This window comes from Brevibacillus sp. NPDC058079 (assembly GCF_042885155.1).
Taxonomy (GTDB): Bacteria; Bacillota; Bacilli; order Brevibacillales; family Brevibacillaceae; genus Brevibacillus.
Window position 1 is genome coordinate 117,615 of sequence record NZ_JBHVSO010000009.1, and the last position, 24,858, is coordinate 142,472.

A 24,858-nucleotide genomic window follows, 5' to 3' on the forward strand; every position below is an offset into this window, starting at 1 on the left:
TATGAAACTGATTGTGAATGCAGACGATTTTGGGTATTCCAAAGGCGTCAATCTGGGTATCGTCGAAGCGCATCGGGAAGGAGTCGTTACTTCTACGACCTTGATGGTCAATATGGAGGGGTTCGAGCACGCTGTAGGGCTGGCCAAAGAACATCCAACGCTCGGAGTAGGCATTCATCTGGTACTCACATGCGGATCGCCAGTTAGTCAGGATGTACCATCGCTAACGGATGGAGAGGGACGTTTTCGACGCGGGCAAGATCATTTGATTTCTGCTGCACCGGAGGAGATCGAGCGGGAGCTGCGGGCTCAACTGGAGGTGTTCGTGGCGTCGGGGCTCAAGCTGACGCATATCGACAGCCACCACCATGTGCATGCACATCCAGCCGTTTTGCCGATTGTTCTGAAGCTGGCAGAGGAATATAGAGTGCCAGTTCGCTATCCGTGGATGTCTAGGACGGAGGAGCAGCGAGACCAGTCGAGTGTTTTGACGACAGAAGGCTTTTCTCATCATTTTTATGGAGACGACCTAACTGTACAATCCTTCGTCAGGATCGTAGAGGATATGGCGGATTATCCTGTAGTTGAAATCATGACGCACCCTGCTTATTTGGACGAAGCGGTATTGACAGGCAGTTCATACGCAAAGCAACGAACCACAGAATTGAAAATCTTAACAGCAGCAGAGTTAAAGCAATACATTCGTGATCAAAAAATACAGCTCGTGACTTTTAGCGAACTTGGATAGGTGGAGATAGATTTGGACCATACAGACGTTATTTTTCAACTAATACTTCACGGAGGAAACGCGCGGAGTCTGGCAATGGAAGCGATCGCTCTGGCAAAAAATAGAGACTTGTCAGGCGCAGAGGATGCGTTGAAGCGTGCAGGAGAAGAGCTCGGTCGTGCACACCAAAATCAAACGGCACTTATCCAAAAGGAGATAGCGGGCGAAAAGACTGAGATCAGCATGCTCTTGATTCACGCCCAGGATCATTTGATGAACGCGATAACAGTCAAGGATTTGGCTACGGAGTTTGTAGAGCTGTACAGCCAAATCCATGAAGGCAAGGAGGCAGGAGTATGAGCGGAATCAAAATTGTAACGATCGGTGGAGGGTCTAGCTATACACCTGAGCTGGTGGAAGGCTTCATCAAGCGCTACGATGAGTTGCCCGTCCGAGAGTTGTGGCTCGTGGATATTCCGGAGGGCGAGAAAAAGCTGCAAACAGTAGGTGCCCTGGCAAAAAGGATGGTAGAGAAGGCAGGGGTGCCTATCGAGATCCATTTGTCGATGGATCGGCGGAAAGCACTTGCGGGCGCAGATTTTGTTACAACACAAATGCGCGTGGGTCTCTTGGAAGCGCGGATCAAGGATGAGCGTATTCCTTTGAAATACGGAGTAATCGGTCAGGAAACCAATGGTCCCGGCGGGTTGTTCAAAGGCTTGCGTACCATTCCGGTCATTATGGACATTTGTCGTGACATGGAAGAGCTATGTCCAGATGCTTGGCTGATTAACTTCACCAATCCGGCTGGTATGGTCACAGAGGCAGTGCTACGACATACCAACCGCAAAAAGGTCATTGGACTGTGTAATGTTCCCATTGGGATGAAAATGGGTGTTGCCACTGTTTTAGGGGTCGAGCAATCACGGGTTCATATTGATTTTGCCGGATTGAATCATATGATCTTCGGACTGGGTGTGTACCTGGATGGGGAAAACGTCATTTCCCAGGTAATCGATAAGATAACGGGCGACCAATCGGGTATTACGATGCAAAACATTTTGGACCTTGGTTGGGATAAAGATTTCATCAAAGCATTGGGGATTCTCCCGTGTCCGTATCATCGTTACTACTACCAGACCCGCACGATGCTTGAGCATGAGCTGGAAGAAGCGGAGCAGAAGGGTACGCGTGCTGAAGTGGTCAAGCAGGTGGAAGCGGAGCTATTCGCACTCTACGAAGACCCAGACTTAGATATCAAGCCTCCGCAGTTGGAGAAGCGTGGCGGTGCCTATTACAGTGAGGCTGCCTGCAATCTCATTTACTCTATTTACAACGACAAGCGTGATATCCAGACGGTAAATGTTCGCAACAATGGAGCCATTGCCAGCATTCCGGATGATTCGGCAGTCGAAGTGAACTGCGTCATTACAAGAGAAGGACCGATTCCTTTGGCTGTTGGTGATTTGCCTGTTCCCGTGCGTGGACTCGTACAGCAAATCAAATCGTTTGAGCGAGTGGCAGTTGAGGCGGCTGTAACGGGTGATTACCATAAGGCGCTGTTGGCGATGAATATTAACCCGCTGGTGTCGTCTGACGTGATCGCCAAAAAAATACTCGATGAGATGCTGGAGGCGCACAAGGAGCATCTGCCCCAGTTTTTCAAGCCCGTCACATAAGGATGGGACTCGTGTGAAATACAAACTCCTCGCCTTGGATGTGGACGGAACGATTTTGATGTCGAACCATACCTTATCCAAAGTAACAGAGCGGGCCATTACCCAGTTAGTGAAGCAAGGAGTCCACGTCACACTGGCAACCGGCAGGGCATACCCATCGGCCAAATCGTTGGCGCAGCAGTTCCAGATCAGCGCACCACTTGTTTCGCATGATGGCGCATACGTTGCAGATCCCAAGACGGATCAGGTGCTGTATGTACAGCGTATTCCGTATGAGATAGCGGCGAGGATTACAGATATACTCGTATCGCATGGCTTAGATGTCATGCTGCTGCATGAGTCTTATGCTGTCACGAATCGCACGTGGAAGTGGACGGACTTGTTTCCGCTGTTAAATGCCTGGACACTGCGCCAGCTCTGGAAAAATCAATACCCGCTCAAAATCCAGGCTTCGCGGTTGATAGCCGGATACGTTCGAAAACATGAAGTGTGTGCTCCAAAAATATTCGTCACGGGCGACGAGAAGCGTCTGTTGGCAGCAAGACAAGAGTTGGAGAAAGCCGAGCTTTCGGGGATTCGCGTGACGGCATCGGGCGCGAATAATTTGGAAATATTGCCTGTGGGCATCTCCAAGGCAAGTGGTCTAGCGGTAGTGAGTGAGAGGCTTGCGATTCAGCCTGACGAGATCGTTGCTGTAGGCGACAATTACAATGATGCAGAGATGCTCCAATTCGCCGGAATGGGTGTGGCGATGGGAAATGCTCCTGATGATCTGAAACAGCTGGCTCGGCATGTCACGGAAACGAACGATCGGCATGGAGTAGCAGAAGTCATTGAGAAGTTTTTCTTGTAAGAGGTTCGGTGCTGAAAAGACGATTTTTTGAACTTGCATGATAAGCAGAAGGACAGGAAGGGAGGCGTGAAATTGATCCGAATGAATCTGGAAGTAGCCGTGAGTGGAGGTCTCCATGCTCGCCCTGCTTCTGTCTTGGTGAACCTGCTCAATCAATACAGCTCGTCGGTCAAGATGATCTACAATGACAAGCAGGCGAATGGCAAAAGCATCCTCAGCGTAATGGCTCTGGGGGCAAAGACCGGAGATGAAATTATGTTTGAGGTGGAAGGTGCCGACGAGCAAGAGGTGGCTGCCAGTATAGAGTCACTATTTGAAAGGAATTTTGCCATCTAACAGGGTGAAGCCACGTAATAAAGCCAGTGCCGGATGATCGGGCACTGGCTTTTCTCTTTGATCCTTACACGTGTTTGCGGAATACGACGATGACTTTGAAGTAATCGCCATCAATATCGATCGACAGCCTGCCGCCTTGCAATTCTACGATGCTTTTTGCGATAGCCAAGCCGAGGCCGGAGCCTTCAGTATGTCGGGATTGATCAGCGCGCTTGAACCGTTCAAACAGTTCCTGTGCATCAAAGTCGATTTCATAGGCGGAGACATTTTTGAACGTCAGGATGACCTCATCCTGTGTCTCTGCCAAATGGATCAGGACGCGTGTATTCGGCATGGAATACTTCAGAGCGTTGCCGATCAGATTTTCAAATACGCGCCAGGTTTTCTTGCCATCCAGAGGGGCGACGATCTTTGGCTGTTCCGTCGTTACACGGAAAGTGAGCGTCGATTGCTCGATTTTGTCACTGAATTCAGCGATGGATTGGTTGAGTAGGGAGGCTACATTCACTTGCTCGATATTCAGCTCAACCGCGCCGCTAGACATTTTCGCTGCATCAAACAGGTCATCGATGAGGACGCGCAGTCGATCTGCTTTTCGATCCAAGACATCGACGTAGCTCTTGCGTTCCTCAGGTGTCAAATCTTCCTGCTTGAGCAGGGTAACGTAGTTGATAATCGACGTCAGTGGTGTTTTTAAATCATGGGAAACATTTGTGATCAATTCGGATTTCATGCGCTCGCTTTTCATCTGCTCTTCCATCGCGTGCTTGAGTCCCTTTGTGATGTTGTTGAGAGAGTGCGCGAGATCAGATAACTTCCCTTTTTTCACCTTTTGAATCGTAGCGTTCAGATTGCCTCCAGCCATTTCGGAGGCACCGTGCATGATGCGGTTCATCAGTCCCAAGCGGCGTAGAGTGTATGGGAAAACCACGGTCATGTAAAACATGCCATACAAAAAGCTGAAAAACAGTAAGCCACCAGACCCTTCGACAAGCCCGACGAATCCGAAACCGATACTCATCCCGAACATGACAGTCAGGATGAACAACGTGGATACTTTGAAGAACATGCCACGATTGGTGTAGCTTTCTTGAAGAAGGACACGTTGTCTGGCAAGGATACTCCTCTGCCACTGCTGCGAAAATCTCTCGGGTTCATTGTACATAAGCCATGCCTCCAGCAATTGTAGAAGCAGGTAAGCGGTAAATAAGGATACGAATGCAAGGGTGAAGATATGCTCACCATCAACCGGCAAGAAGAAAAAGCGCAGGTTTACTACCATAGTCAAGTACGTCATTCCAAGTACGAAAAGCAAAGCCATCCGAATATCTAGCGGAATACGGCGGAACAGAGCTAGGCTTTTCGCTACAATGGGTACTTCCACTGCTCTGCTTACTGGTAAGTACCAATAGCAAAGACCAATAATAATGAGAGAGGCAGCGAGCAAGACACATTCGGCAAGCAGTCTTTCCCGAATAGAATCATAGTAGAGTGCATCTGCGTGGATCTGACTATACCCATTTGGGGCATGCGGGACATAAAAGATACCGCTTAATTCATTCAGTTGATAAGTACGATTGATGTAGAACTCTCCGTTGGTGTTGGGGAGCTTTACTAAAAAGCGCGCATCTCGTTGCAACATGGTGTCTGAAGGCTCGTAACCGAGATTGCTGTAAACTTTATCGTTCTTTCTATCATCGACATAGTATACGAAGGAACCGCTCCGAAGAAGAAGGCTGTTTTTGCGTTCCTTATAATCGGCATCCCTCTCGGCAATTTTTTGGTTTATTTGGTTTTGATAACGAGTGGTTTCCTGAGAGATTTCTTTTTGCAGACTGCGTGAATGTTCTTCGGTTAGTCTGGCAACTTCCTTGGTGTCACCCTCATTCTTGGCAGCCTCGATCATATCTTCGAGCCTGTTATCATCCTTAATCGACCGGAGATTCTCTTCATGTTCTTTCTTAAGCTGATTGGCCGTCTCCTCGTCGAGCTTTCCTGGGGTGTAGTCTGCATAATCAACATGAACGACTTTCACCAGCTCAGCAAATGTCTGTAATTCACTTTGAAATTCTGCGCTTTGAAAGTAATTGTTCACTCTGAGATACTCGCGCTTATGGTACAAATCCGCCATGGTCAAAAGTGATAGCGAAAAACTTACGAGCATGAGGATTAGCACAGGCACCGCAAAGCGTTTATTTTTCGATTTTGTATCCAATTCCCCATACCACCTTCAAATATTTAGGTTCCTTCGGGTTGATCTCTATTTTTTCCCGTATGCGCCGCACATGGACAGCCACCGTGTTTTCCGCGTTCATATAAGGCTCTCTCCAGACCCGTTCATAAATTTCCTCGATCGAAAACACCCGACCCTTATTTTCCATTAACAGCTCCAAGATTTTGTACTCGGTAGCAGTCAGCCTGACCTCGTTACCGTCAATCGCTACATTTTTTGTGCTTTTGTTCAAGGTCAAGCCGCGCACCTGAATCTCATCTTCTGTCATTTGAGCGCTTCCCAGATTGGTAAAACGTCTTAACTGAGATTTGACCCTGGCGATGAGCTCCAAGGGATTAAAAGGCTTCGTCACATAGTCATCGGCACCGATATTGAGTCCGAGGATTTTATCGGTATCCTCTGATTTGGCAGAGAGCATGATGATCGGGATGTTTTTTTTCTGGCGAATTTGAAAGGTGGCGGTCATTCCGTCCATTTTTGGCATCATGATGTCCATCAGGATGAGTTGGATCTCTTCGCGTTCCAGTACGTCCAGCGCTTCCTGTCCATTGCTAGCCTTGAATACGGTCATGGATTCATTTTTGAGATAGATTTCGATTGCTTCGCGGATTTCAGCCTCGTCGTCGACTACGAGGACTTGATATTTGGTCATGATTCGTCCCACCTTATGAATGCATTCATGGTACTATCTTAACGCCCAGCTCTAACAAAACAGTAATGAAATGTCTTACAAATTTCTTAATAAACCGTGTTCAGGAAATGCTAGCTGATAGGATCAAGCCGATAAATAAGGTAAGATGTGAGGAAGAATACGAGAAAATTGGTGATGGCTTTGCTGGAATGGACAGGGGAGAGAATCATCCCCAAGCTGTTAAAACCTACGAATGGCATGCTGCTGGAGCATATAGCCAGATATTATTTTGCCGCACCTTATGTAAAAGGTCGAGTGTTGGATATCGCTTGCGGTACCGGCTACGGATGTCATATGATCGCAAAGGATCGAAAACGAGAGCTGACGGAATTGATCGGAGTCGACAACGATGAGGCGACGATATTTTATGCCAATCGGGAATACAACCATCAAAAGATTACGTATCAGCAGGGTGACGCACTTGATCCGGCGCTTCCCGAGCAATTGGGGTTGTTTGATACGATTTTGAGCTTTGAGACGATTGAGCATGTCGCAGACGATTTGCTGTTTATGGATAACTTGTATCGGATGCTGAAACCAGGTGGTACGCTCGTGCTGTCCAGTCCCTTTGGCAGAGGACGGGGCATGCAGACGAGTGAGCCCTTCCATGTTCATCAGTTGACGCCGGAAGAGTTCGCGGAACTGTTTGTACGCTATTCTGACGTGGATATGTACTATCAGAGAGGCGTTACGTTTGAAAAAACACCCCGAGATGGCATACGGTACTTTATCGGCATGGCAGTATGTACGAAGTAATAATGGATCGATTTATGAATGGAGATGGCGAAACTGACTGATTTTTTGAGATTGGGAATACATAAGGAACTGATAGATGCTCTGCAAGCAAACGGGATTACCGAGCCTACACCGATTCAGGAAAAAGCAATTCCTGTTGTGCTGGAAGGAAAAGATGTAATCGCGCAAGCACAGACGGGAACCGGGAAGACACTCGCATTTGTCCTGCCGATCTTGGAAAAAGCAGATCCACAAGCGACGCATGTTCAGGCGTTGATTCTTACCCCTACGCGGGAGCTTGCCTTGCAAATTACGGCAGAGGTAAAGAAGCTGACGGAAAAGCTGGAAGACATCCAAGTACTCGCGGTTTATGGTGGACAAGATGTCAATCAGCAACTGAAAAAGCTGAAAGGAAAAATACATGTGGTCATCGCGACACCGGGACGTTTGCTGGATCATCTGCGAAGAGGGACGATTGATTTATCGCAAGTCTCGATGTTTGTCCTAGATGAAGCGGATCAAATGCTTCATATGGGTTTTTTGCCTGAGGTAGAAGATATTATGGCAAATACGCCTTTTGAAAAACAGACCTTGCTGTTTTCGGCCACTATGTCAGAGCAGGTACAAGCACTTGCGAAGCGCTTTATGCAAAAGCCGGAAAACATCAAAGTGCAGGGCAAGCGAATTACGTTAGATGATATTCGCCAAATTGCAGTGGAGACCACAGATCGCGCGAAGCAAGCTACGCTGTGCAGTCTGCTGGATGAACAACGGCCGTTTCTGGCGGTGATCTTTTGCCGAACAAAGCGTAGAGCCAGTAAGTTAAATGCAGAGCTGCAAGGTCTCGATTATATGTCTGACGAGCTGCACGGCGATTTGTCACAGGCGAAGCGCGAGGATGTCATGAAGCGATTCCGCGAGGCCAGGATTCAGTACCTGGTTGCAACGGATGTGGCAGCGCGCGGGCTTGATGTCGAGGGAGTCACGCACGTTTTCAATTATGATATCCCGGAAGATGTGGACAGCTATATACACCGGATTGGCAGAACGGGGCGAGCCAAGGAAAAAGGGACCGCTTTTACCTTGGTAGCAGCGAAGGATTGGGGGCAGCTCAGGGAGATTGAAGAAGGGATCAATCTGTCTCTGGAGCGGCGTGAAATGGATCGTGGAGAGTCGGGCGATCAGAAAAAGCAAAAGCCTGAGAGGGAGCGAGCCGAGAAAGCAGATCGGCGCGGGGACAAGCAGGGCAGAGAGGCAAGAGGGAAAGGAAAGTCCGCTGAGGGAAGACAGCAAGGCTCTAGAGAGCGTCGTGATGGAGATGGAAGACGTCAATCAAAAGGCGGCAGTTCTGAGCGTAATTCAGGGAAACGTGAACGCGTAGAAGGTCGCTTTGAGAGCAAGGCGAAAGGCAGAGACCGTGCAGCAGGCGGGTTCGAGCGCAAGCCGAAGGACGGTAACCGAGCAACAACAGGTGGCTTCGAGTACAAGCCAAAGGATGGTAACCGAGCAACAACAGGTGGCTTTGATCGTAAACCAAAGGACGGTAACCGAGCAACAGGTGGCTATGATCGCAAGCCAAAGGACGGTAACCGAGCAACAACGGGTGGCTATGATCGCAAGCCAAAGGATGGTAACCGAGCAACAGGTGGCTATGATCGCAAGTCGAGCAATTCCAAGGGCAAGCCAGTAGCTGCTCAACGCGGCTCAGCACGCCCGAATGCAAAACAAGGCAATCGAGCAAGCAATGCTCCTGCAAATCGTACCTCTCGCAAAAAATCGAGATAGTCATCCAAACAAAAAAAGACCGCTCCAGCCAGCAAAAAGGCAGGAGCGGTCTTTCTTTTATTCCGGTTCCATGTCTGGAAATACCCGTGAACGCGTGAGGAAGCGTACCCCCTCGGGTCCTTCCAGCGAAAACATTCCGCCCCGCCCATTCACGACGTCAATGATGAGCTGCGTATGCTTCCAATACTCATACTGCGCTTTGCCCATGTAGAACGGGCAACCACCGATCTCGCCCAACTGGACGTCCTGCTCACCCACGAGAAATTCTCCGAGTGGGTAACACATGGGGGAGCTGCCATCGCAACAGCCCCCTGACTGGTGAAACATCAGGTCACCGTGTTTGGCGCGAAGTCGTTCAATTAGTGCCAGTGCAGCATCTGTCGCGAGCACTTTTTCAGGCTGGCTCATTGATCAAAAGAAGCCCAGAGCTTGATCGCTGTAGCTGACCAGCAGGTTTTTCGTTTGTTGGTAGTGAGACAGCATCATTTTGTGTGTCTCTCGGCCAATACCGGACATTTTGTAGCCGCCAAATGCTGCGTGAGCTGGGTAAGCGTGGTAGCAGTTGGTCCACACGCGACCAGCCTGGATTTCGCGGCCCATTCGATAGGCAGTATTCGTGTCGCGTGTCCATACACCAGCACCCAAGCCATACAGCGTATCATTTGCCATGGCGAGCGCTTCATCTGTATCCTTGAAGGTTGTTACGGAGACGACCGGACCGAAGATTTCTTCCTGAAAGATGCGCATCTTGTTGTGGCCTTTAAAGACAGTTGGCTGGATGTAGTAGCCGCCCTCGAGATCACCTGCAAGCTGTGCACGAGCGCCGCCAATCAGGCATTCGGCTCCTTCTTGTTTGCCGATATCCAGGTAGGAGAGGATTTTTTCTACCTGCTCCAAAGAAGCCTGTGCGCCGATCATCGTATCGGTATCGAGCGGATTTCCTTGCTTGATATTGGCTACGCGTTGCAGGGCACGCTCCATGAATTGGTCGTAAATGCTTTCGTGAATGAGTGCGCGGGATGGGCATGTGCAAACCTCGCCTTGGTTGAGCGCAAACAGTACGAATCCTTCAATCGCTTTGTTAAAGAAGGCATCGTCTTTTGCAGCCACATCCGGGAAGAAGATGTTTGGCGATTTTCCGCCCAGCTCCAGCGTCACCGGAATGATATTTTGGGAAGCGTATTGCATGATCAAACGCCCTGTCGTCGTTTCACCCGTAAAGGCGATTTTCGCGATGCGGTTGCTTGAAGCGAGAGGTTTACCCGCTTCCAGACCGAAGCCGTTCACGACGTTGATGACGCCAGGAGGGAGCAGGTCGCCGATCAGCTCCATCAGCACCATGATGGATGCAGGTGTTTGCTCCGCAGGCTTGAGGACGACGCAGTTGCCCGCAGCCAGGGCTGGAGCCAGCTTCCATGTAGCCATGAGGAGCGGGAAGTTCCACGGAATAATTTGACCAACGACACCGAGTGGCTCATGGAAATGATAAGCGACCGTATCGTTATCGATTTCAGCGAGTGTACTTTCTTGCGCGCGGATCGCTCCAGCGAAGTAACGGAAATGGTCAATCGCCAGCGGGATGTCAGCCGCTAGTGTTTCACGAACGGGCTTGCCGTTTTCCCACGTCTCTGCGTTTGCCAGCATCTCCAGATTTGCTTCCATCCGATCCGCGATTTTTAACAAAATATTCGCGCGCTGTGCAACAGAGGTACGACCCCACGCGTCTTTTGCCTCATGGGCAGCGTCCAGTGCCAGCTCAATATCATCGGCTGTCGAGCGGGCTACCTCGCAAAAGACCTTGCCTGTTACAGGTGATACGTTTTCGAAATACTCACCTTTTACTGGCGGAACCCAATTACCCCCGATGTAGTTTTCATAACGATTTTTGAAAGTCACCTTGGAACCAGCTTGGCCGGGCTGAGCAAAGATCATTGCGAGCGCCTCCTCATTTATCACATATTTCTTTACAGCCCTCTCTAAAAGCAAGTCTCGTACCAACGTGAAAAGCTCGAAATGACAGCGTTTTCTTGAGCGGATGCAGGTAGAAATTGTTCCATAATGGATCATGTCGTGTTCCGTATTGGGACAAATGTGCTCGTGGTTCGACTGGTTTTTCTATAGCAAAGACTCTCATGTTATACTGAGAGGGAATGATTTTCGGGGGAGGGAATCGTGTTGTCGACGATTGTTCAGCAATCTTGGAAGCGCTGTCAGGAATCGAACCTCAAGGTTACGGAGAAGGCCAATGATCAAATCATTTCTGCCCGACGAATCAAAGAAATCATTCAGGATAATCACCCTCTGATTCGCGAAAGTCTCCCGCTTTTTAACAAGCTTGCTCCCTTTTTGTTATCGACAGAGCACATCGCACTCTTGTCTGACCGGGAAGGAAATATTATTCAAACGATCGGGGACCCAGTCTTCGCCAACCAGGCACAAAAAGTACAGCTGCAAATCGGAGCGAACTGGACAGAAGATTATAAAGGAACCAATGCGATTGGGACAGCACTGATCGCACAACAGCCGATTCAGGTACAGGGAGAGCAACACTACTTCTTGGAAAATCGCTTTCTTACATGCTCAGCGGCACCTATTTTTTCACCTGCGGGTGAGCTGTTGGGCATCATTGACATTAGTACGCGTAAAGAATATTCCCATCCGTTTGCCCTAACAATTGCTTGCATGATCGCAGAGGCTCTGCAAAACCGCTTTTTGTTAGCAGATGCGGAGCGCGTGATTGCCTTACCAACTCTATCAAGCCCTGGAGATGGTCGAAGAAAGCTGGCACTTGTCGGCTTAGATCGGGACGAGCGTATCGTGGGCCTAAATGAGGTCGCGCAGCAGCAGCTCGGAAAGGAAGCCTTGGGAACAAGAGTAAGTGCGGAGCAAGAGCGTGCTGGTCGTAATGTGAAAGATCATCGCCCGCGTTTTTGGTCTGCGGCACCCAAAGAACAGCCGAAGCCGTTTCCGCGTCTAGTTGGTTCATGCCCGCTCTTCATGCAGGCAAAGATGCTCGGACAAAAGGCAGCGCAGGTAGATTTTCCTGTAATCATATTGGGGGAAAGCGGTACAGGAAAAGAGCTGTTCGCTCAAATGGTCCATGAGACAGGTCCGCGCGCGCATGAGCCTTTTATCGCAGTGAACTGTAGTTCGATTCCGGAAAATTTAATCGAGAGCGAATTGTTTGGATATGAAAGTGGGTCATTCACTGGGGCACATCGGGAAGGAAGAATCGGAAAGTTTGAAGCGGCGAAAAAGGGCACGATCTTTTTGGATGAGATCGGGGATATGTCTTTGCGTGCGCAAGCGGCACTTCTGCGCGTTTTGCAGGAAAAGGTCGTCACCCCAGTGGGGAGCAATCAATCCCGCCCTATTTATGCACGGATCATTGCCGCTACGCATCGAAACCTGTCAGAGGAGATCAAGGCGGGACGTTTTCGGGCTGACCTGTACTACCGGCTCAAAGGTGTCTCCATTCATTTGCCGTCATTGAAAAAGCGCAGTGATATCATCCAGGTGGCGGAGCATCTATTGCAGCAAATCGACATAGAACAACCGTACATACTAACCACCGAGGCAAAGGATAAGCTGTGTGCTTATTCGTGGCCGGGCAATATCCGGGAACTGCAAGGAGTGCTGATTCAAGCGGTGTTTTTGGCAGAGGGCGACACCATTGATTGCGATCATATTCAGCTGGAGGGGTTGATGGAAGTCGATTCGCCTGAGACTTCGGATCATGCTATTCCTTCGCTACGTGAAACAGAGAGAAGAGCGATCAAAAAGGCACTCGAAAAAAGTGGCGGTAATGTCAGTAAGGCGGCTAAAATGCTGCAAATCGGTCGAAATACCCTATACCGCAAAATAGAAGAATACCAGATTGGAGCCCCGATCCATCAAGAAGAGTCATAATGGATGAAACGGTATAGCTTGGCGTGAACAAATGTTGCAATGCGTGTTGCAACATTTTGTTGCGTTGTTTTGCAATGTCACCAGGCGAGTGAGGCATGGAGAGGAAGGGATAGAAGAGTTTTATCCGGTCAGGGTGCACGATACGCAGCTTGGCATTAATCATGCAAGTGGATAGTGTTGAATAAAGTCAAAAAATTTAGATTTTTAGGAGGGAGACTGTTGCTTCACTATTCCATTGCAGTAATTCCAGGAGACGGAATCGGTCCCGAGGTCATGGAAGAAGGCCTAAAGGTGTTGGGAGCCATAGAAGAGAGTCACGGCGGCATTCGGTTTGCTCGTGATGTCATGGATTGGAACTGTAGCTACTATCTCCAACACGGCAAAATGATGCCGGAGAATGGACTCCATATTTTAAAAGACTATGATTTGATTCTACTTGGTGCAATTGGTGCGCCCGAGGTTCCAGACCATGTCTCTGTATGGGAGTTGATCTTGCCGATTCGGCGGGCATTCCAGCAGTATGTGAACCTTCGCCCGGTCAAGCTGCTCAAAGGTCTGGAAAGCCCTCTTCGCTATAAAGGGCATGCCGATCTCGATTTCGTCGTGGTGCGGGAGAATACGGAGGGTGAGTACTCCAATATGGGAGGGCGCATGCACCAGGGGACACCGTACGAAATGGCGGTGCAGAACAACGTATTTACCCGGTACGGCACAGAGCGCATCCTCAAATACGCTTACGCACTGGCGGAAAAACGTTCGAAAAAGAGCGTAACCGCGGCTACGAAGTCCAACGGCATCAACCATTCCATGCCGTTTTGGGATGAGATCGTCAAGGAAGTCAGTCAGGAATACCCAGGTATCCAGACCAATCTGTATCATATCGACGCACTTGCTGCGTATTTCATCACGCGACCAGAAACGTTTGATGTCGTTGTCGCGAGCAACTTGTTTGGGGACATTTTGACCGATCTCGGGGCAGCGATCGTCGGAGGTTTGGGCTTGGCTCCTTCTGCGAACATCAATCCGGAGCGTACGTATCCATCGATGTTTGAGCCCATTCACGGCTCTGCGCCAGATATTGCGGGGAAAGGAATCGCCAATCCGATTGCACAAGTATGGAGCCTCGCCATGATGATGGATCATCTCGATCTGCCAGAGCTCAGTGCTGTCATCATGAACGCTATCGAAAACGTGTTGCAAGATGGCAAGGTGCTCACTCCTGATCTTGGGGGGACGGCGACAACAAAAGAATTGGGAGACGAAATCGTTCGCCACATCTATCAAACAACGAGATAAATATAAGGGAGGAAGAGGACATGGAAGCGAGATCGTATGATTTGTACATCGGCGGAGAATGGGTGAAAACAGAGAGCTACATTCCCGTCCTTCACAAGTACACGGGCGAGTGCATCGCGCGTATTTCCAAGGCCTGTCAGCACCATGTAACAGAAGCGGTGGAAGCTGCGTGGGAGACGTTTAAGGCGGACAAATTGACCCCTTTTCAACGATACAAAATCTTGCTGAAAGCCTCTGAGCTAATGGAGGAACGCCGGGATGAGATGGAGCGATCCTTGATTCGCGAAGTGGGCAAAACGCGCAAGGACGCGATGAATGAGCTGGATCGGACGATCAATACACTGCGCTTGTCGGCAGAGGAAGCCAAGAAAATTCACGGGGAAATGATTCCGCTGCAAGCAACAGAAGGCTCGGAAAACCGTCTGGGCTTTACCATTCGGGTGCCAAAGGGAGTAATCGGTGCCATTACGCCGTTTAACTATCCCTTGCTGCTCAGCACGCACAAGATCGCGCCAGCGCTTGCCGCAGGAAATACACTGGTGGTTAAGCCAGCTACAGTCACGCCTATCGCAACCTTTCTGTTGGTGGAGATTCTGGAGGAAGCAGGCCTGCCAAAAGGCTATGTAAATATCGTGACAGGGGCAGGCAGTCAGGTAGGGGAATGGCTGCTCGATGAAGAGCGCATCGCCATGTACACCTTTACCGGGTCAGGAGAAGTCGGTCGCCGCATCAAGGAGCGAAGTGGCATGCGTCCCGTTGCGCTGGAGCTGGGTAACAACTCTCCCAATATCGTGCACCTCGATGCAGATTTGGAGCTAGCAGCCCGTCAAACAGCTGCCCGCAGCTTTCACAATGCTGGTCAAGCATGCATTGCTGTCCAGCGCATTTACGTGCATGAATCAGTTATACAGGCGTTCAGTGACTTGTATATCTCGCATGTCCATCAATTGAAGGTAGGGAACCCGGAAGATCCGGAGACGGATGTCGGCCCGATGATCAGTGAAAAAGAGGCGAGCCGTACAGAGGAATGGGTACAGGAAGCAATTAGCCAAGGGGCAAGATCGCTCATGCCTGTCAAACGGGAAGGGGCACTCTTCTATCCCGCTGTGTTGGTGGATACAAGACCAGAGATGAAGGTGGTTTGCCGGGAAGTGTTCGCGCCTGTCGTTACGATCATTCCGTACCGTGATCTTGAAGATGCTTTTACACAAGCCAATGATTCGGAGTACGGCTTGCAGGCGGGGATTTTTACCCGTGATTTGAACGTCGCGATGAAAGCGGCACGCGTGCTGGAGTACGGTGGCGTGGTGATCAACGACGTATCGACCTATCGCAATGACGTCATGCCATACGGCGGAATTAAAAACAGCGGATTGGGCAAGGAAGGTCCGCGTTACGCCGTCGAAGAGATGACAGAAGAGCGAATGGTGGTGATCAACCTATGAGCGGGCAACTTTTGCAAGGAAAAACGGCGATTGTAACAGGGGCCGCGTCAGGAATGGGCAAGGCCATTGCGAAGCTTTTTGCGGACGAGGGAGCCAACGTCATCCTGGCTGATTTGAACAAAGAGGCGGCAGTAGTGGTCGCTCAAGAGCTGCCACAAGGAAAAGGTCATGCGGTGCAAACGGATGTGGCAGACGATACGAGCGTCGCTGCACTCGTGAAGGAAACGCTCGAAACATACGGCTCGATCGATGTCCTGGTCAACTGCGCGGGTGTTCCCCAAGCGTTTACACCCATTGAGGAGCTGACCTTGGAGCAGTGGGATCGCATCATGTCTGTGAACACGAAGTCGATCTTTTTGACGACAAGGCATGCGGTTCCCTACATGAAGGAGAAGGGGAAAGGCAGCATCATCAATATCGCTTCGATTGCCGGGATCAGAGCCCGTCCGGGGTTGAATGCGTACTGCGCGTCCAAAGGGGCAGCTATCATGTTGAGCAAAGCACTGGCGATTGAGCTCGCTCCTTTTCAAATCCGGGTCAATGTCATCAATCCAGGGCCGGCAGAGACACCGATGCTGGGTAAGTTTATCAATGGAGATGAAGCGGAAGTAGAGGCCGGGAAAAAAGATATTTTCATCAGCAGTGTTCCATTGGGCATGTTGATTCAGCCGGAGGATATCGCGCATGCGGCTCTCTATTTGGGTTCTGATCTATCCAAAATTGTCACGGGCGAGGTCATGAATGTAGACGGTGGAAGAGGGATCTAGTAAAATGAACTAAATTTTCATATTATTTAAAAAACAAAAGAATCAACAGGGGGTACTATCGCATGTTTCGGAAGAAGGGGAGCTTCGTGCTAGCGAGCATCATGTCTGTGTCATTATTTCTGGCGGCGTGCGGAGGAGGAGGCGGTCAACAGACTGCTCCGCCTGCGGGACAAGCTGGGGGGACTGAAGCGCCGAAAAGTGACGGCCAAAGCTATGTATTCAAAGCAGGGCATTCACTGACGGAAGATCATCCATACCATTTGGCATTGAAAAAAATGGCTGAGGATGTCGACAAGCGCTCGAACGGAAAAGTGAAAATCGAGGTGTATCCGCTGAGCCAGCTAGGAGCGGAGCGTGAATTGACAGAGGCGCTGACCTTTGGAACGGCGGATATGTCGATTACCTCGACTGCGCCCGTAATGAACTTCCATCCGAAGCTGGGCGTGCTTGATCTCCCGTTCTTGTTTGATAGCCGTGAGCAGGCGTACAAGGTACTCGACGGACAAGTCGGGCAGGACATCCTCAAGGATTTGGAAAACGCCAATCTGGTCGGGCTGGCTTGGGCTGAAAACGGCTTCCGCCATATTACGAACGGTTCGAAGGTGATCAAGAAGCCGGAAGATGTGGCAGGGTTGAAGATACGCACGCAGGAAAACCCGATTCATCTGGCTGCATTCGAAGCATTGGGAGCGAAGCCGACCCCAATGGCTTGGACAGAGGCGCTGACGGCGCTGCAACAAGGAGTCGTCGATGCCCAGGAAAATCCGGCGATTGTCGCACAGACCTACAAGCTATATGAATCTAAGCAAACACAAATGGCCTTGACCGGGCATGTCTACTCAGCGGCGATGATCTTGTTCAGCAAGCCTGTATGGGATAAGCTCCCGGCAGATGTCCAGCAACTTCTTGCCGAGGAAGCAAAAAAAGCAGGTCAGTACGAGCGCGAGTTGATGATCAAGATGGAAGAAGAGGCCATTTCCAATATTAAAGCAAAAGGTGTAGTCATTACCGAGGATGTTGATAAGCAAGCTTTCCGCGATGTGATGAAGCCTGTCTATGACAAATTTTCCGGGCAGTTTGGCAAAGAGCTGGTGGATCAAATTGTAAATACAAAATAAACGGCAGAAGGGAGATGAGCCACTCTGGCTTTTCTCCCCTTTTTCCTGCGAAAGGAGATTGTGTGTGGGCAACCTTGTTTCCAAAATAAACAGCATCCTTCGTTTTTTCATCATTGCCCTTCTGGCTATTATGGTGATCGCTGTCTTCTTGCAGGTGCTTTTCCGTTTTTTGCTCGACCAGCCCTTGGCATGGACGGAGGAATTGGCTCGGTATTTGCTAATCTGGATCACGTTTCTGGGATCAGCGTACGCGATGTCGATCAAAGCACACATCGGTACAGAATACATTCAAAAGTACTTGTCGCCTCGCATGAACAAGGTGGTGCTGGTTATTGCCGCTTTGTGTAGTCTGCTTTTCTTTCTCGTCATGGTTCAGCAAGGCTACTTGTTATCTACGAGAAGCATGACGCAAACCTCACCCACTCTGCTCGTTCCCATGGGCTATGTATACATGGTGATTCCGGTCAGCGGTGCCTTACTCATCATGAACGTGATCCATGTGACATGGAAAGACATTACCGGGAAGGAGTGACCAGATTGTGGGTACGATTTTGTTTGTAACACTGTTGGTGCTCCTGATCCTGAACGTACCGATTGGGGTGGCACTGGGGTTATCTGTCGTTGTCGTGTTTATGCTGGAGGGAAACATCCCTCTTCTGGTTGTCATTCAGAAGATGTTCAACGGGACAGATTCCTTCCCACTGATGGCGATCCCGTTTTTCCTCTTGGCAGGAAAGCTAATGGAAACAGGTGGAATCTCGGCTAGGCTGATTCGTTTTGCGAATACGATTGTCGGGAACCTTCCGGGTGGATTGGCAATCGTGGCGGTCATGGGTTGTACTTTTTTTGCAGCGATATCGGGTTCTTCTGCTGCGACAACGGCAGCCGTAGGGGGAATTTTGATCCCGCACATGGTCAAAAAAGGGTATAATGTCCGGTTTTCTGCGGCCTTGCATGCAACAGGCGGAACAATCGGTGTCATGATTCCTCCGAGCGTGCCAATGGTTTTGTACGGAGTAGCAGCGAGTGCCTCGATTAGCGACTTGTTTATTGCTGGGATTGGACCGGGGATTCTCGTAGCGATCTCGCTGATCCTGTACTCGTATTGGATCAGTAAGAAAAACAACTGGGGTGGCGGAGAGAAGCATACGTCTAAAGAGATATGGGAGGCATTCAAGGACGCTATTTTGGCGATCCTCATGCCGATCATTATTCTTGGCGGTATATACGGAGCTGTCTTTACTCCGACAGAAGCAGCAGTGGTAGCCGTGATTTACGGTCTGGTTGTCGGGCTTTTCGTCTACCGGGAGATCAAGTGGAAGGACCTGGGGGAAATATTCGCGGGCTCTGCCAGCATGACAGCGGTCATCATGCTTATTATTGCGACCGCCAATGCATTTGGTTATCTGATGACGAGGGAAAACATCCCGCAGGAAATTGCGCAATTCATGCTGGGGATTACCGACAGCACGATCATTACGTTGCTCATTATTAACATCTTGCTGCTGATTTTGGGGACGTTCATGGAAACGGCGGTTACGATCATTCTCCTGACACCGATCCTGCTGCCGATCACGAATTCTTTGAGCATTGATCCGGTGCTATTCGGGGTGATCATGGTCGTCAACTCCGCGATCGGTATGCTGACCCCACCTGTTGGGATCAATTTGTTGGTAGCAGGAAATATTGCGAAGCTCCAGAATACGGAGATTGAGCGAGCGGTGATCCCGTTTTTGGTCATCATGATCGTCGACTTGATGCTCATCACTTACATTCCTGAAATCAGCTTATTCCTTGTTAACTTGAGCAAGTAACGGAGGGGGAACCAACGTGGATTACAAGCAAGCGTTAGTGGGACTGCTGGGGGAAGAACGAGTATCGACCAACCCCACTATACTGGAGCACCACAGTCATGATGAATCGTACCATACCCCGCATCTTCCGGATGTGGTCGTATTTCCGCAGACGGCAGAGGAAGTCAGTCAAATCATGAAGCTGGCCAACGAAAAGCGCATTGCGGTAACGCCGTTTGGCATGGGGACCAGTCTGGAAGGCCACGCGATTCCATATTCGGGCGGAATTAGCATGGATTTTTCCTTGATGAACCAAGTGCTGGAGGTGCGACCGAAGGATTTCCTCGTGAGAGTCCAGCCCGGTGTGACGCGCACTCAGCTCAATAAAGAATTGAAAAAGCATGGTTTGTTTTTCTCCGTCGATCCTGGCGCGGACGCGACTCTGGGTGGGATGGCTGCTACAAACGCTAGCGGAACAACCTCTGTCCGCTATGGCGTAATGCGTGATCAGGTGCGCGATCTGGAAGTGGTGACGGCGGACGGACGTATCATCCGTACAGGGAGCATGACAGCCAAATCCTCTTCAGGCTACCATCTTACTGGGCTGTTTGTCGGGTCGGAGGGAACGCTTGGTGTATTCACAGAGCTGACCTTGCGTGTTTACGGCATCCCTGAGGCGACAACGGCGGCGCGTGCCAGCTTCCCTTCCGTGCAGGATGCTGTCGATACCGTCGTGGATATTCTCGGAGCGGGTATTCAAGTAGCGCGAATCGAGCTGGTTGATGAACGTTCCATCCAACAAGTGAATCTGTACAAAGAAACGAGCTACCCGGAAGCACCGACGCTGTTTATCGAGTTCCACGGCAGTGAACAAGGGCTCGCGTATGATATCGACTTTGCGCAGAACATCGCCGATGGACATGGCTGCACGCAGTTTCTTTTTGAAACTGATTCGAAGGCGCGGACGCAGCTCTGGGATGCTCGTCATAACCTGGCGTATGCCTTCCTGCACAAATCCCCCGGGAAAAAGCTGATGGTGACAGATGTTTGCTTGCCGATTTCCGAACTGGCAGGAGCAGTTGTGGACGCGCGGCAAGCCATTGATCGCGCTGGGCTGGATGGAGCGATTGCAGGCCATGTCGGGGATGGGAACTATCACGCTATCCTGATGATCGACCTGAATGACCCCGAAGAAGTGGCGCGTGCCGAGGAAGTAAATGCCCATCTGGTGGAATACGCATTGAGTCGGGGAGGAACCTGCACCGGAGAACATGGTGTGGGTGTGGGGAAAATCAAATACCAGCGCAAGGAACACGGAGAAGCACTGGACGTTATGAAAGCCATGAAGCATGTGCTGGACCCGAACGGTATTTTGAATCCGGGAAAAATTTTCGAGAAATAACAGAGAGCCTGCATTCTGAACGTTTGTCGGAATGTGGGCTTTTTCTTTTGCGTAATGTGTCGAAGAGGAGAGGAGAAAAAGGAAAAATGCAGAATGTAGAAGATTGGTAACTGGTGCATTACATTCTGGTGTGGCAGGGAGGCAAGCATGAAGTCTATTGTTGAAATTGCCAAGATTGCAGGTATCGAAGAACAGCATTTGGAGCTATACGGAAAGTATAAGGCCAAACTATCAGATGAGCTATGGGAGCAAGTGAAGGATCGCCCTGATGGCAAACTGATTCTTGTTACAGCGATGAACCCTAACCCGGCGGGAGCAGGCAAGACGCTTACGACGATTGGTCTGTCACAAGCATTAAATTATCTCGGGAAGAAAACAATTGCAGCGCTTCGCGAGCCGTCCTTGGGTCCTTGCATGGGGATCAAAGGAGGCGCAACCGGAAGTGGCCAAGCACAAATTCTCCCGGCTGATGAAATTAACCTGCATTTTACAGGGGACATTCATGCGATTACAGCTGCTCATAACTTGTTGGCAGCGATGATCGACAATCATATTTTCCATGGCAATCCGCGTGGGCTCAATCCAAAGAAAATCGTCTGGAAACGGGCAATGGACATGAACGACCGCGCACTGCGTAACATCGTTGTTGGTCTGGGTGACGGCAATGGAATGACGCGTGAGGATGGCTTCATGATTACGACCGCGTCGGAAATCATGGCGATTTTATGCTTGAGTGAGAATCTAGCAGACTTGCGCGAGCGGTTGAACCATATCATTATTGGTTACGATTTTGATGATCAGCCAGTACGGGCAGAAGAAATCAACGCGGTCGATGCGATGTGCGTTCTCTTGAAGGAAGCGATCAAGCCCAATCTCGTACAGACAATCGAGGGAACTCCAGTCATTATTCACGGCGGACCTTTTGCCAATATCGCGCATGGGTGCAGCAGCGTGATCGGAACCAAGATGGCCTTGAAGCTGGCGGATTACGTGGTAACAGAGGCGGGCTTTGGTGCGGATCTGGGAGCAGAGAAGTTTTTTGACATCAAGTGTAGAAAAGCAGGTCTGACTCCATCGGCTGCTGTCGTGGTCATTACGGTTCGTTCGTTGAAATACAACGGCGGCGTAAAAGTACCTGACCTCGCAGTGGAGAACTTGTCTGCTCTGGAAAAAGGCTTCGAAAACGTCAAGCGCCATCTGGAAAACCTGGAGAAGTTCGGTGTGCCAGCAGTGGTGGCTATCAATCATTTTGCGACGGATACCCAAGCAGAGGTCGATGCCGTAATTGCGCTGTGCCAAGCGGCCGGAGCCGAAGCGGCGCTGTCCAAAGTATGGGCAGAAGGAGGAGCTGGCGGTGTCGAGCTAGCTGAAAAAGTGACTCGTGCAGCAGAGCGTCCTTCATCCTTCCGATTCTTGTATGAGGAAGACCTCAGCATAAAAGACAAGATTGAAACAGTCGTGAAAGAAGTATACCGTGGATCAGGGGTTGTCTTTTCGCCGCTTGCATTGAAAACGATGCAAAAGGTAGAAGAAATGGGCATGTCCCATCTGCCTGTGTGCATGGCGAAAACACCGTACTCCTTTACGGATCGCGCTGATCTGTTGGGGGCACCTGTTGACTTCACGATTCAAGTGAGCGAAGTGCGCATATCAGCAGGAGCTGGTTTTATCGTCGCACTGACCGGAAGCTTGGTTACGATGCCAGGCCTCCCGAAAAAGCCGGCTGCGGAATCGTTATATGTAGACGAGGATGGGCAAGTGATCGGATTAAGCTAATCAAAAAAGTTTGACAAAACGCTGACAACTGTAAAAGGTTGTCAGCTTTTTTTCCATTTCGAGGTTTATTAGCGGAAAGTTATGGGAAATGAAAGGTGAGATTGAAAAAAAGTGGACTTAAATTGAAAAAACAACAAGGAATGACAAAGGCAAACCTGCTGAAAGGTAGGGACGCAAAGCCACGGGTCTAAGGACGGAAGTCAAATGACTTTCGCAGCTAGGACAGCCGGGTTGCCATACCGTAGTCATGATGGGCTGTCGGTGGGCAGTCTTTTTTTTGTTGAAAAAAGAGAAGGGAGAAGTGATTCGGTATGAGAAATAGTTTGAAGAATAAGCTAATTATCGTTTTGTGCCTGCTGTTGGTTATTAGTTTGGGTACGGTTTGCGGTGCAAGCTATTGGAGTGCTTCCAATCTTTTAGCAGACAGTCTGGACAAAGAAGCTGAGTTGTCAGCTAGCAATCTCTCGATTCGTATCGATGGTTTCTTTCAAGAAAAAATTGAGATTGTAAGTACGATCGGAGGGTTGATGTCGGCTGATCAAAATGTCGAATTCGACCTGAAACTCATTCAAGAAGCCCAAAAGAAAAACCCTGAGTTTGAGACGTTCTTCTTTTCGCATGACTTAAGTGGTAAGAAAGTGATCAATTTCATGGGAGAAGTGACCGACATCTCGGATCGTCCGCATATTAAGGAAGCTAGTAAAGGGGAAGGGAAGGTTGTTGTCTCCGAGCCAGTCATTTCGAAGCGGACAGGGAATAACATCGTGACCCTTGTCGTTCCATTGATGAAGGACAATCGTCAATACGGTTATATCGGTTCTACTATTCCTATTAATGAAATCCAAAAAAAGGTGTCCGAGGAGAAATTTGGAGAATTCGGCTACGCCTTTTTAGTAAGCAAAACAGGAACATTTATTTATCATCCGAATAGCGAGTACATTCTGAAGGAATCGATTCTCGACTTGGGGATTCTTGAGCTTCAGACTGCTTTCGAAGATATCAAGCAAGGGAATCATGGAATCGCCCAATATATATACGAGAATACAGAGCGATTTGCTTCCTATTCTCCTACCAGTTTGAACTGGGGCGTATACATCACTGCACCTGTAGCGGAGCTGCATGCGCCTGTCGATCAACTGTCAGTCCGATTGATGGTTATTTCCCTCATCGTGTTGGCAATTGGGGTTCTCCTCGTTTATTTCTTAGCTGTACGCATGGTGAAACCAATTGAGCGTCTGAATCACGCAGTAAATGTAGTGGCGCAGGGGAACTTGAGAGAGACCGTAACGGTTGATGGAAAAGACGAGATTGCCGTTCTGTCCCGTGACTTTAACCAGACCGTATCGCACTTGAAAAATTTGATCGAAGACGTATCTCTGTCATCTGATCAAGTACAGCAGTTTAGTCAGGAAGTATCCGAAGGCATTAAACAAGCGACGGAAAACATCAACCAAATCGGTTTGTCTATTGCACAGATTTCTGAGGGAGCAGAGGCGCAAGCCACCAGCTCGCAGGATGTCGCGTTGTCTATGAATGACATGGCAGCAGGCATCGTGAAAATCGCGGAGACGTCTGCATATGTTTCAGAGGCTGCCCAGATAGCAACAGAGCAGGCAGAACAAGGAACTGCTGTGGTAGAGCAGGCAGTTCTCCAGATGGGAAGCATTGGCGAGGGAACATCGAAGGCGACAGTAGCCATCGAGCAGCTCAACAATCGTTCCAAAGAAATCGAAGGCATTCTCGATACGATCAGTCAGTTGACCTCGCAAATCAATTTGCTTGCCTTGAACGCTTCGATTGAGGCAGCACGTGCCGGCGAGCATGGACGTGGGTTTGCTGTCGTTGCCGGAGAGGTGAAAAAACTGGCGAACCAATCCGAAGAATCCGCATCCAAAATCGCGATGCTGATCGGGGAAATCCAGCAGGATACTCATCATGCGGTAGAGGTCATGACCGCGGGCAACCAAAACGCACAGCAAGGTATTCAACTGGTTGAAGAGGTTCGTGAAATCTTCGGGCATATTTTGGAATCTTCCCGTAACGTTGCCGCGCACATTTTGGAAGTATCCGCAGCATCTGAACAAATGTCAGCAGGCTCCCAACAGGTGAGTGCTTCTGTAGATGAAATGCATAGCATTGCGAAACATGCTTCACTCGACGCGCAAACGGTGGCAAAGGCAACCGAAGAGCAGCTTCAAGCCATCCAGGAAATTGGCCAGTCTGTCGAGCGTTTGAACGCAGTGGCAGAAGAATTACAACAAGGAATCGGCAGGTTTACTGTGTAGGAGGCAGCTCAACAGGTTGTAAGTCCTC

General features: G+C 49.7%; 21 protein-coding genes and 1 riboswitch. Of the genes, 17 read left to right on the top strand and 4 right to left on the bottom strand.

The annotated features are described in order from the left end of the window. Position 1 precedes the first annotated feature (1 nt). The 5 genes from chbG to ACFVS2_RS24370 all read left to right on the top strand — a co-directional run bounded on the left by chbG (position 2) and on the right by ACFVS2_RS24370 (position 3,595). On the top strand, positions 2–748 hold the full coding sequence (gene chbG / locus ACFVS2_RS24350) for a chitin disaccharide deacetylase (RefSeq protein ID WP_390238483.1): 747 nt from the start codon (positions 2–4) through the stop codon (positions 746–748). A gap of 12 nt (positions 749–760) precedes the next feature. Beyond that, a complete protein-coding gene (locus ACFVS2_RS24355) occupies positions 761–1,087 on the top strand; it encodes a PTS sugar transporter subunit IIA (protein WP_039960970.1) in 327 nt (108 codons plus the stop codon). Continuing rightward, on the top strand, positions 1,084–2,406 hold the full coding sequence (locus tag ACFVS2_RS24360) for a 6-phospho-beta-glucosidase (protein ID WP_390238486.1): 1,323 nt from the start codon (positions 1,084–1,086) through the stop codon (positions 2,404–2,406). Before ACFVS2_RS24355 ends, ACFVS2_RS24360 begins: the two co-directional genes overlap by 4 nt. 13 nt (positions 2,407–2,419) lie before the next feature. After that, on the top strand, positions 2,420–3,259 hold the full coding sequence (locus tag ACFVS2_RS24365) for a Cof-type HAD-IIB family hydrolase (RefSeq protein WP_173619869.1): 840 nt from the start codon (positions 2,420–2,422) through the stop codon (positions 3,257–3,259). Positions 3,260–3,331: 72 nt separating this feature from the next. After that, positions 3,332–3,595 carry an HPr family phosphocarrier protein gene (locus tag ACFVS2_RS24370; protein ID WP_007724557.1) on the top strand — a complete coding sequence of 88 codons (264 nt, stop codon included), beginning with the start codon at positions 3,332–3,334 and terminating at the stop codon, positions 3,593–3,595. A 64-nt stretch (positions 3,596–3,659) separates the two neighbouring features. Here ACFVS2_RS24370 and ACFVS2_RS24375 read toward each other — a convergent pair whose 3' ends face one another. Beyond that, entirely contained in the window at positions 3,660–5,810 is a 2,151-nt protein-coding gene (locus ACFVS2_RS24375) for a sensor histidine kinase (protein WP_390238489.1), read from the bottom strand. Beyond that, positions 5,788–6,480, bottom strand: coding sequence for a response regulator transcription factor (locus ACFVS2_RS24380; RefSeq protein WP_173619867.1), 693 nt, complete (start codon positions 6,478–6,480; stop codon positions 5,788–5,790). Before ACFVS2_RS24380 ends, ACFVS2_RS24375 begins: the two co-directional genes overlap by 23 nt. Before the next feature lie 174 nt (positions 6,481–6,654). Here ACFVS2_RS24380 and ACFVS2_RS24385 point away from each other — a divergent pair, with 174 nt between their 5' ends. Together ACFVS2_RS24385 and ACFVS2_RS24390 are read left to right on the top strand one after the other, a co-directional pair. Then, positions 6,655–7,275 (top strand): class I SAM-dependent methyltransferase, encoded by a 621-nt coding sequence (locus ACFVS2_RS24385; RefSeq protein WP_390238492.1) that lies wholly within the window; start codon positions 6,655–6,657, stop codon positions 7,273–7,275. Between the two features lie 18 nt (positions 7,276–7,293). Next, a complete protein-coding gene (locus ACFVS2_RS24390; RefSeq protein WP_390238494.1) occupies positions 7,294–9,039 on the top strand; it encodes a DEAD/DEAH box helicase in 1,746 nt (581 codons plus the stop codon). 57 nt (positions 9,040–9,096) lie between these two features. On the opposite strand, the gene ACFVS2_RS24395 is transcribed toward ACFVS2_RS24390, so the two are convergent. Together ACFVS2_RS24395 and adh are read right to left on the bottom strand one after the other, a co-directional pair. Beyond that, entirely contained in the window at positions 9,097–9,447 is a 351-nt protein-coding gene (locus ACFVS2_RS24395; protein ID WP_390238495.1) for a DUF779 domain-containing protein, read from the bottom strand. 3 nt (positions 9,448–9,450) lie between these two features. Next, a complete protein-coding gene (gene adh, locus ACFVS2_RS24400) occupies positions 9,451–10,971 on the bottom strand; it encodes an aldehyde dehydrogenase (protein ID WP_390238498.1) in 1,521 nt (506 codons plus the stop codon). 243 nt (positions 10,972–11,214) lie between these two features. On the opposite strand from adh, the gene ACFVS2_RS24405 reads away from it, so the two are divergent. The 10 genes from ACFVS2_RS24405 to ACFVS2_RS24450 all read left to right on the top strand — a co-directional run bounded on the left by ACFVS2_RS24405 (position 11,215) and on the right by ACFVS2_RS24450 (position 24,830). Continuing rightward, complete coding sequence (locus tag ACFVS2_RS24405; RefSeq protein ID WP_390238753.1) at positions 11,215–12,948, top strand: sigma-54-dependent Fis family transcriptional regulator; 1,734 nt, start codon at positions 11,215–11,217, stop codon at positions 12,946–12,948. Between the two features lie 219 nt (positions 12,949–13,167). After that, positions 13,168–14,244: a tartrate dehydrogenase gene (locus ACFVS2_RS24410; protein ID WP_173619863.1), complete on the top strand. Its 1,077-nt coding sequence runs from the start codon at positions 13,168–13,170 to the stop codon at positions 14,242–14,244. Positions 14,245–14,264: 20 nt separating this feature from the next. After that, positions 14,265–15,689: an aldehyde dehydrogenase family protein gene (locus ACFVS2_RS24415; protein ID WP_390238501.1), complete on the top strand. Its 1,425-nt coding sequence runs from the start codon at positions 14,265–14,267 to the stop codon at positions 15,687–15,689. After that, entirely contained in the window at positions 15,686–16,456 is a 771-nt protein-coding gene (locus ACFVS2_RS24420) for an SDR family oxidoreductase (RefSeq protein WP_390238504.1), read from the top strand. Before ACFVS2_RS24415 ends, ACFVS2_RS24420 begins: the two co-directional genes overlap by 4 nt. Positions 16,457–16,518: 62 nt before the next feature. After that, entirely contained in the window at positions 16,519–17,574 is a 1,056-nt protein-coding gene (locus ACFVS2_RS24425) for a TRAP transporter substrate-binding protein (RefSeq protein ID WP_390238507.1), read from the top strand. A gap of 64 nt (positions 17,575–17,638) precedes the next feature. Further along, positions 17,639–18,106, top strand: a complete 468-nt coding sequence (locus ACFVS2_RS24430; RefSeq protein WP_173619859.1) for a TRAP transporter small permease — start codon at positions 17,639–17,641, stop codon at positions 18,104–18,106. 7 nt (positions 18,107–18,113) lie between these two features. Next, positions 18,114–19,388 (top strand): TRAP transporter large permease, encoded by a 1,275-nt coding sequence (locus tag ACFVS2_RS24435; RefSeq protein ID WP_390238511.1) that lies wholly within the window; start codon positions 18,114–18,116, stop codon positions 19,386–19,388. Positions 19,389–19,404: 16 nt separating this feature from the next. Beyond that, complete coding sequence (locus tag ACFVS2_RS24440) at positions 19,405–20,769, top strand: FAD-binding oxidoreductase (RefSeq protein WP_390238514.1); 1,365 nt, start codon at positions 19,405–19,407, stop codon at positions 20,767–20,769. Between the two features lie 147 nt (positions 20,770–20,916). Next, complete coding sequence (locus ACFVS2_RS24445; protein WP_390238517.1) at positions 20,917–22,545, top strand: formate--tetrahydrofolate ligase; 1,629 nt, start codon at positions 20,917–20,919, stop codon at positions 22,543–22,545. 138 nt (positions 22,546–22,683) lie between these two features. Continuing rightward, positions 22,684–22,784: riboswitch (cyclic di-GMP riboswitch) on the top strand. A gap of 72 nt (positions 22,785–22,856) precedes the next feature. Next, positions 22,857–24,830: a methyl-accepting chemotaxis protein gene (locus ACFVS2_RS24450; RefSeq protein WP_390238520.1), complete on the top strand. Its 1,974-nt coding sequence runs from the start codon at positions 22,857–22,859 to the stop codon at positions 24,828–24,830. The last annotated feature ends 28 nt before the right edge of the window (positions 24,831–24,858 follow it).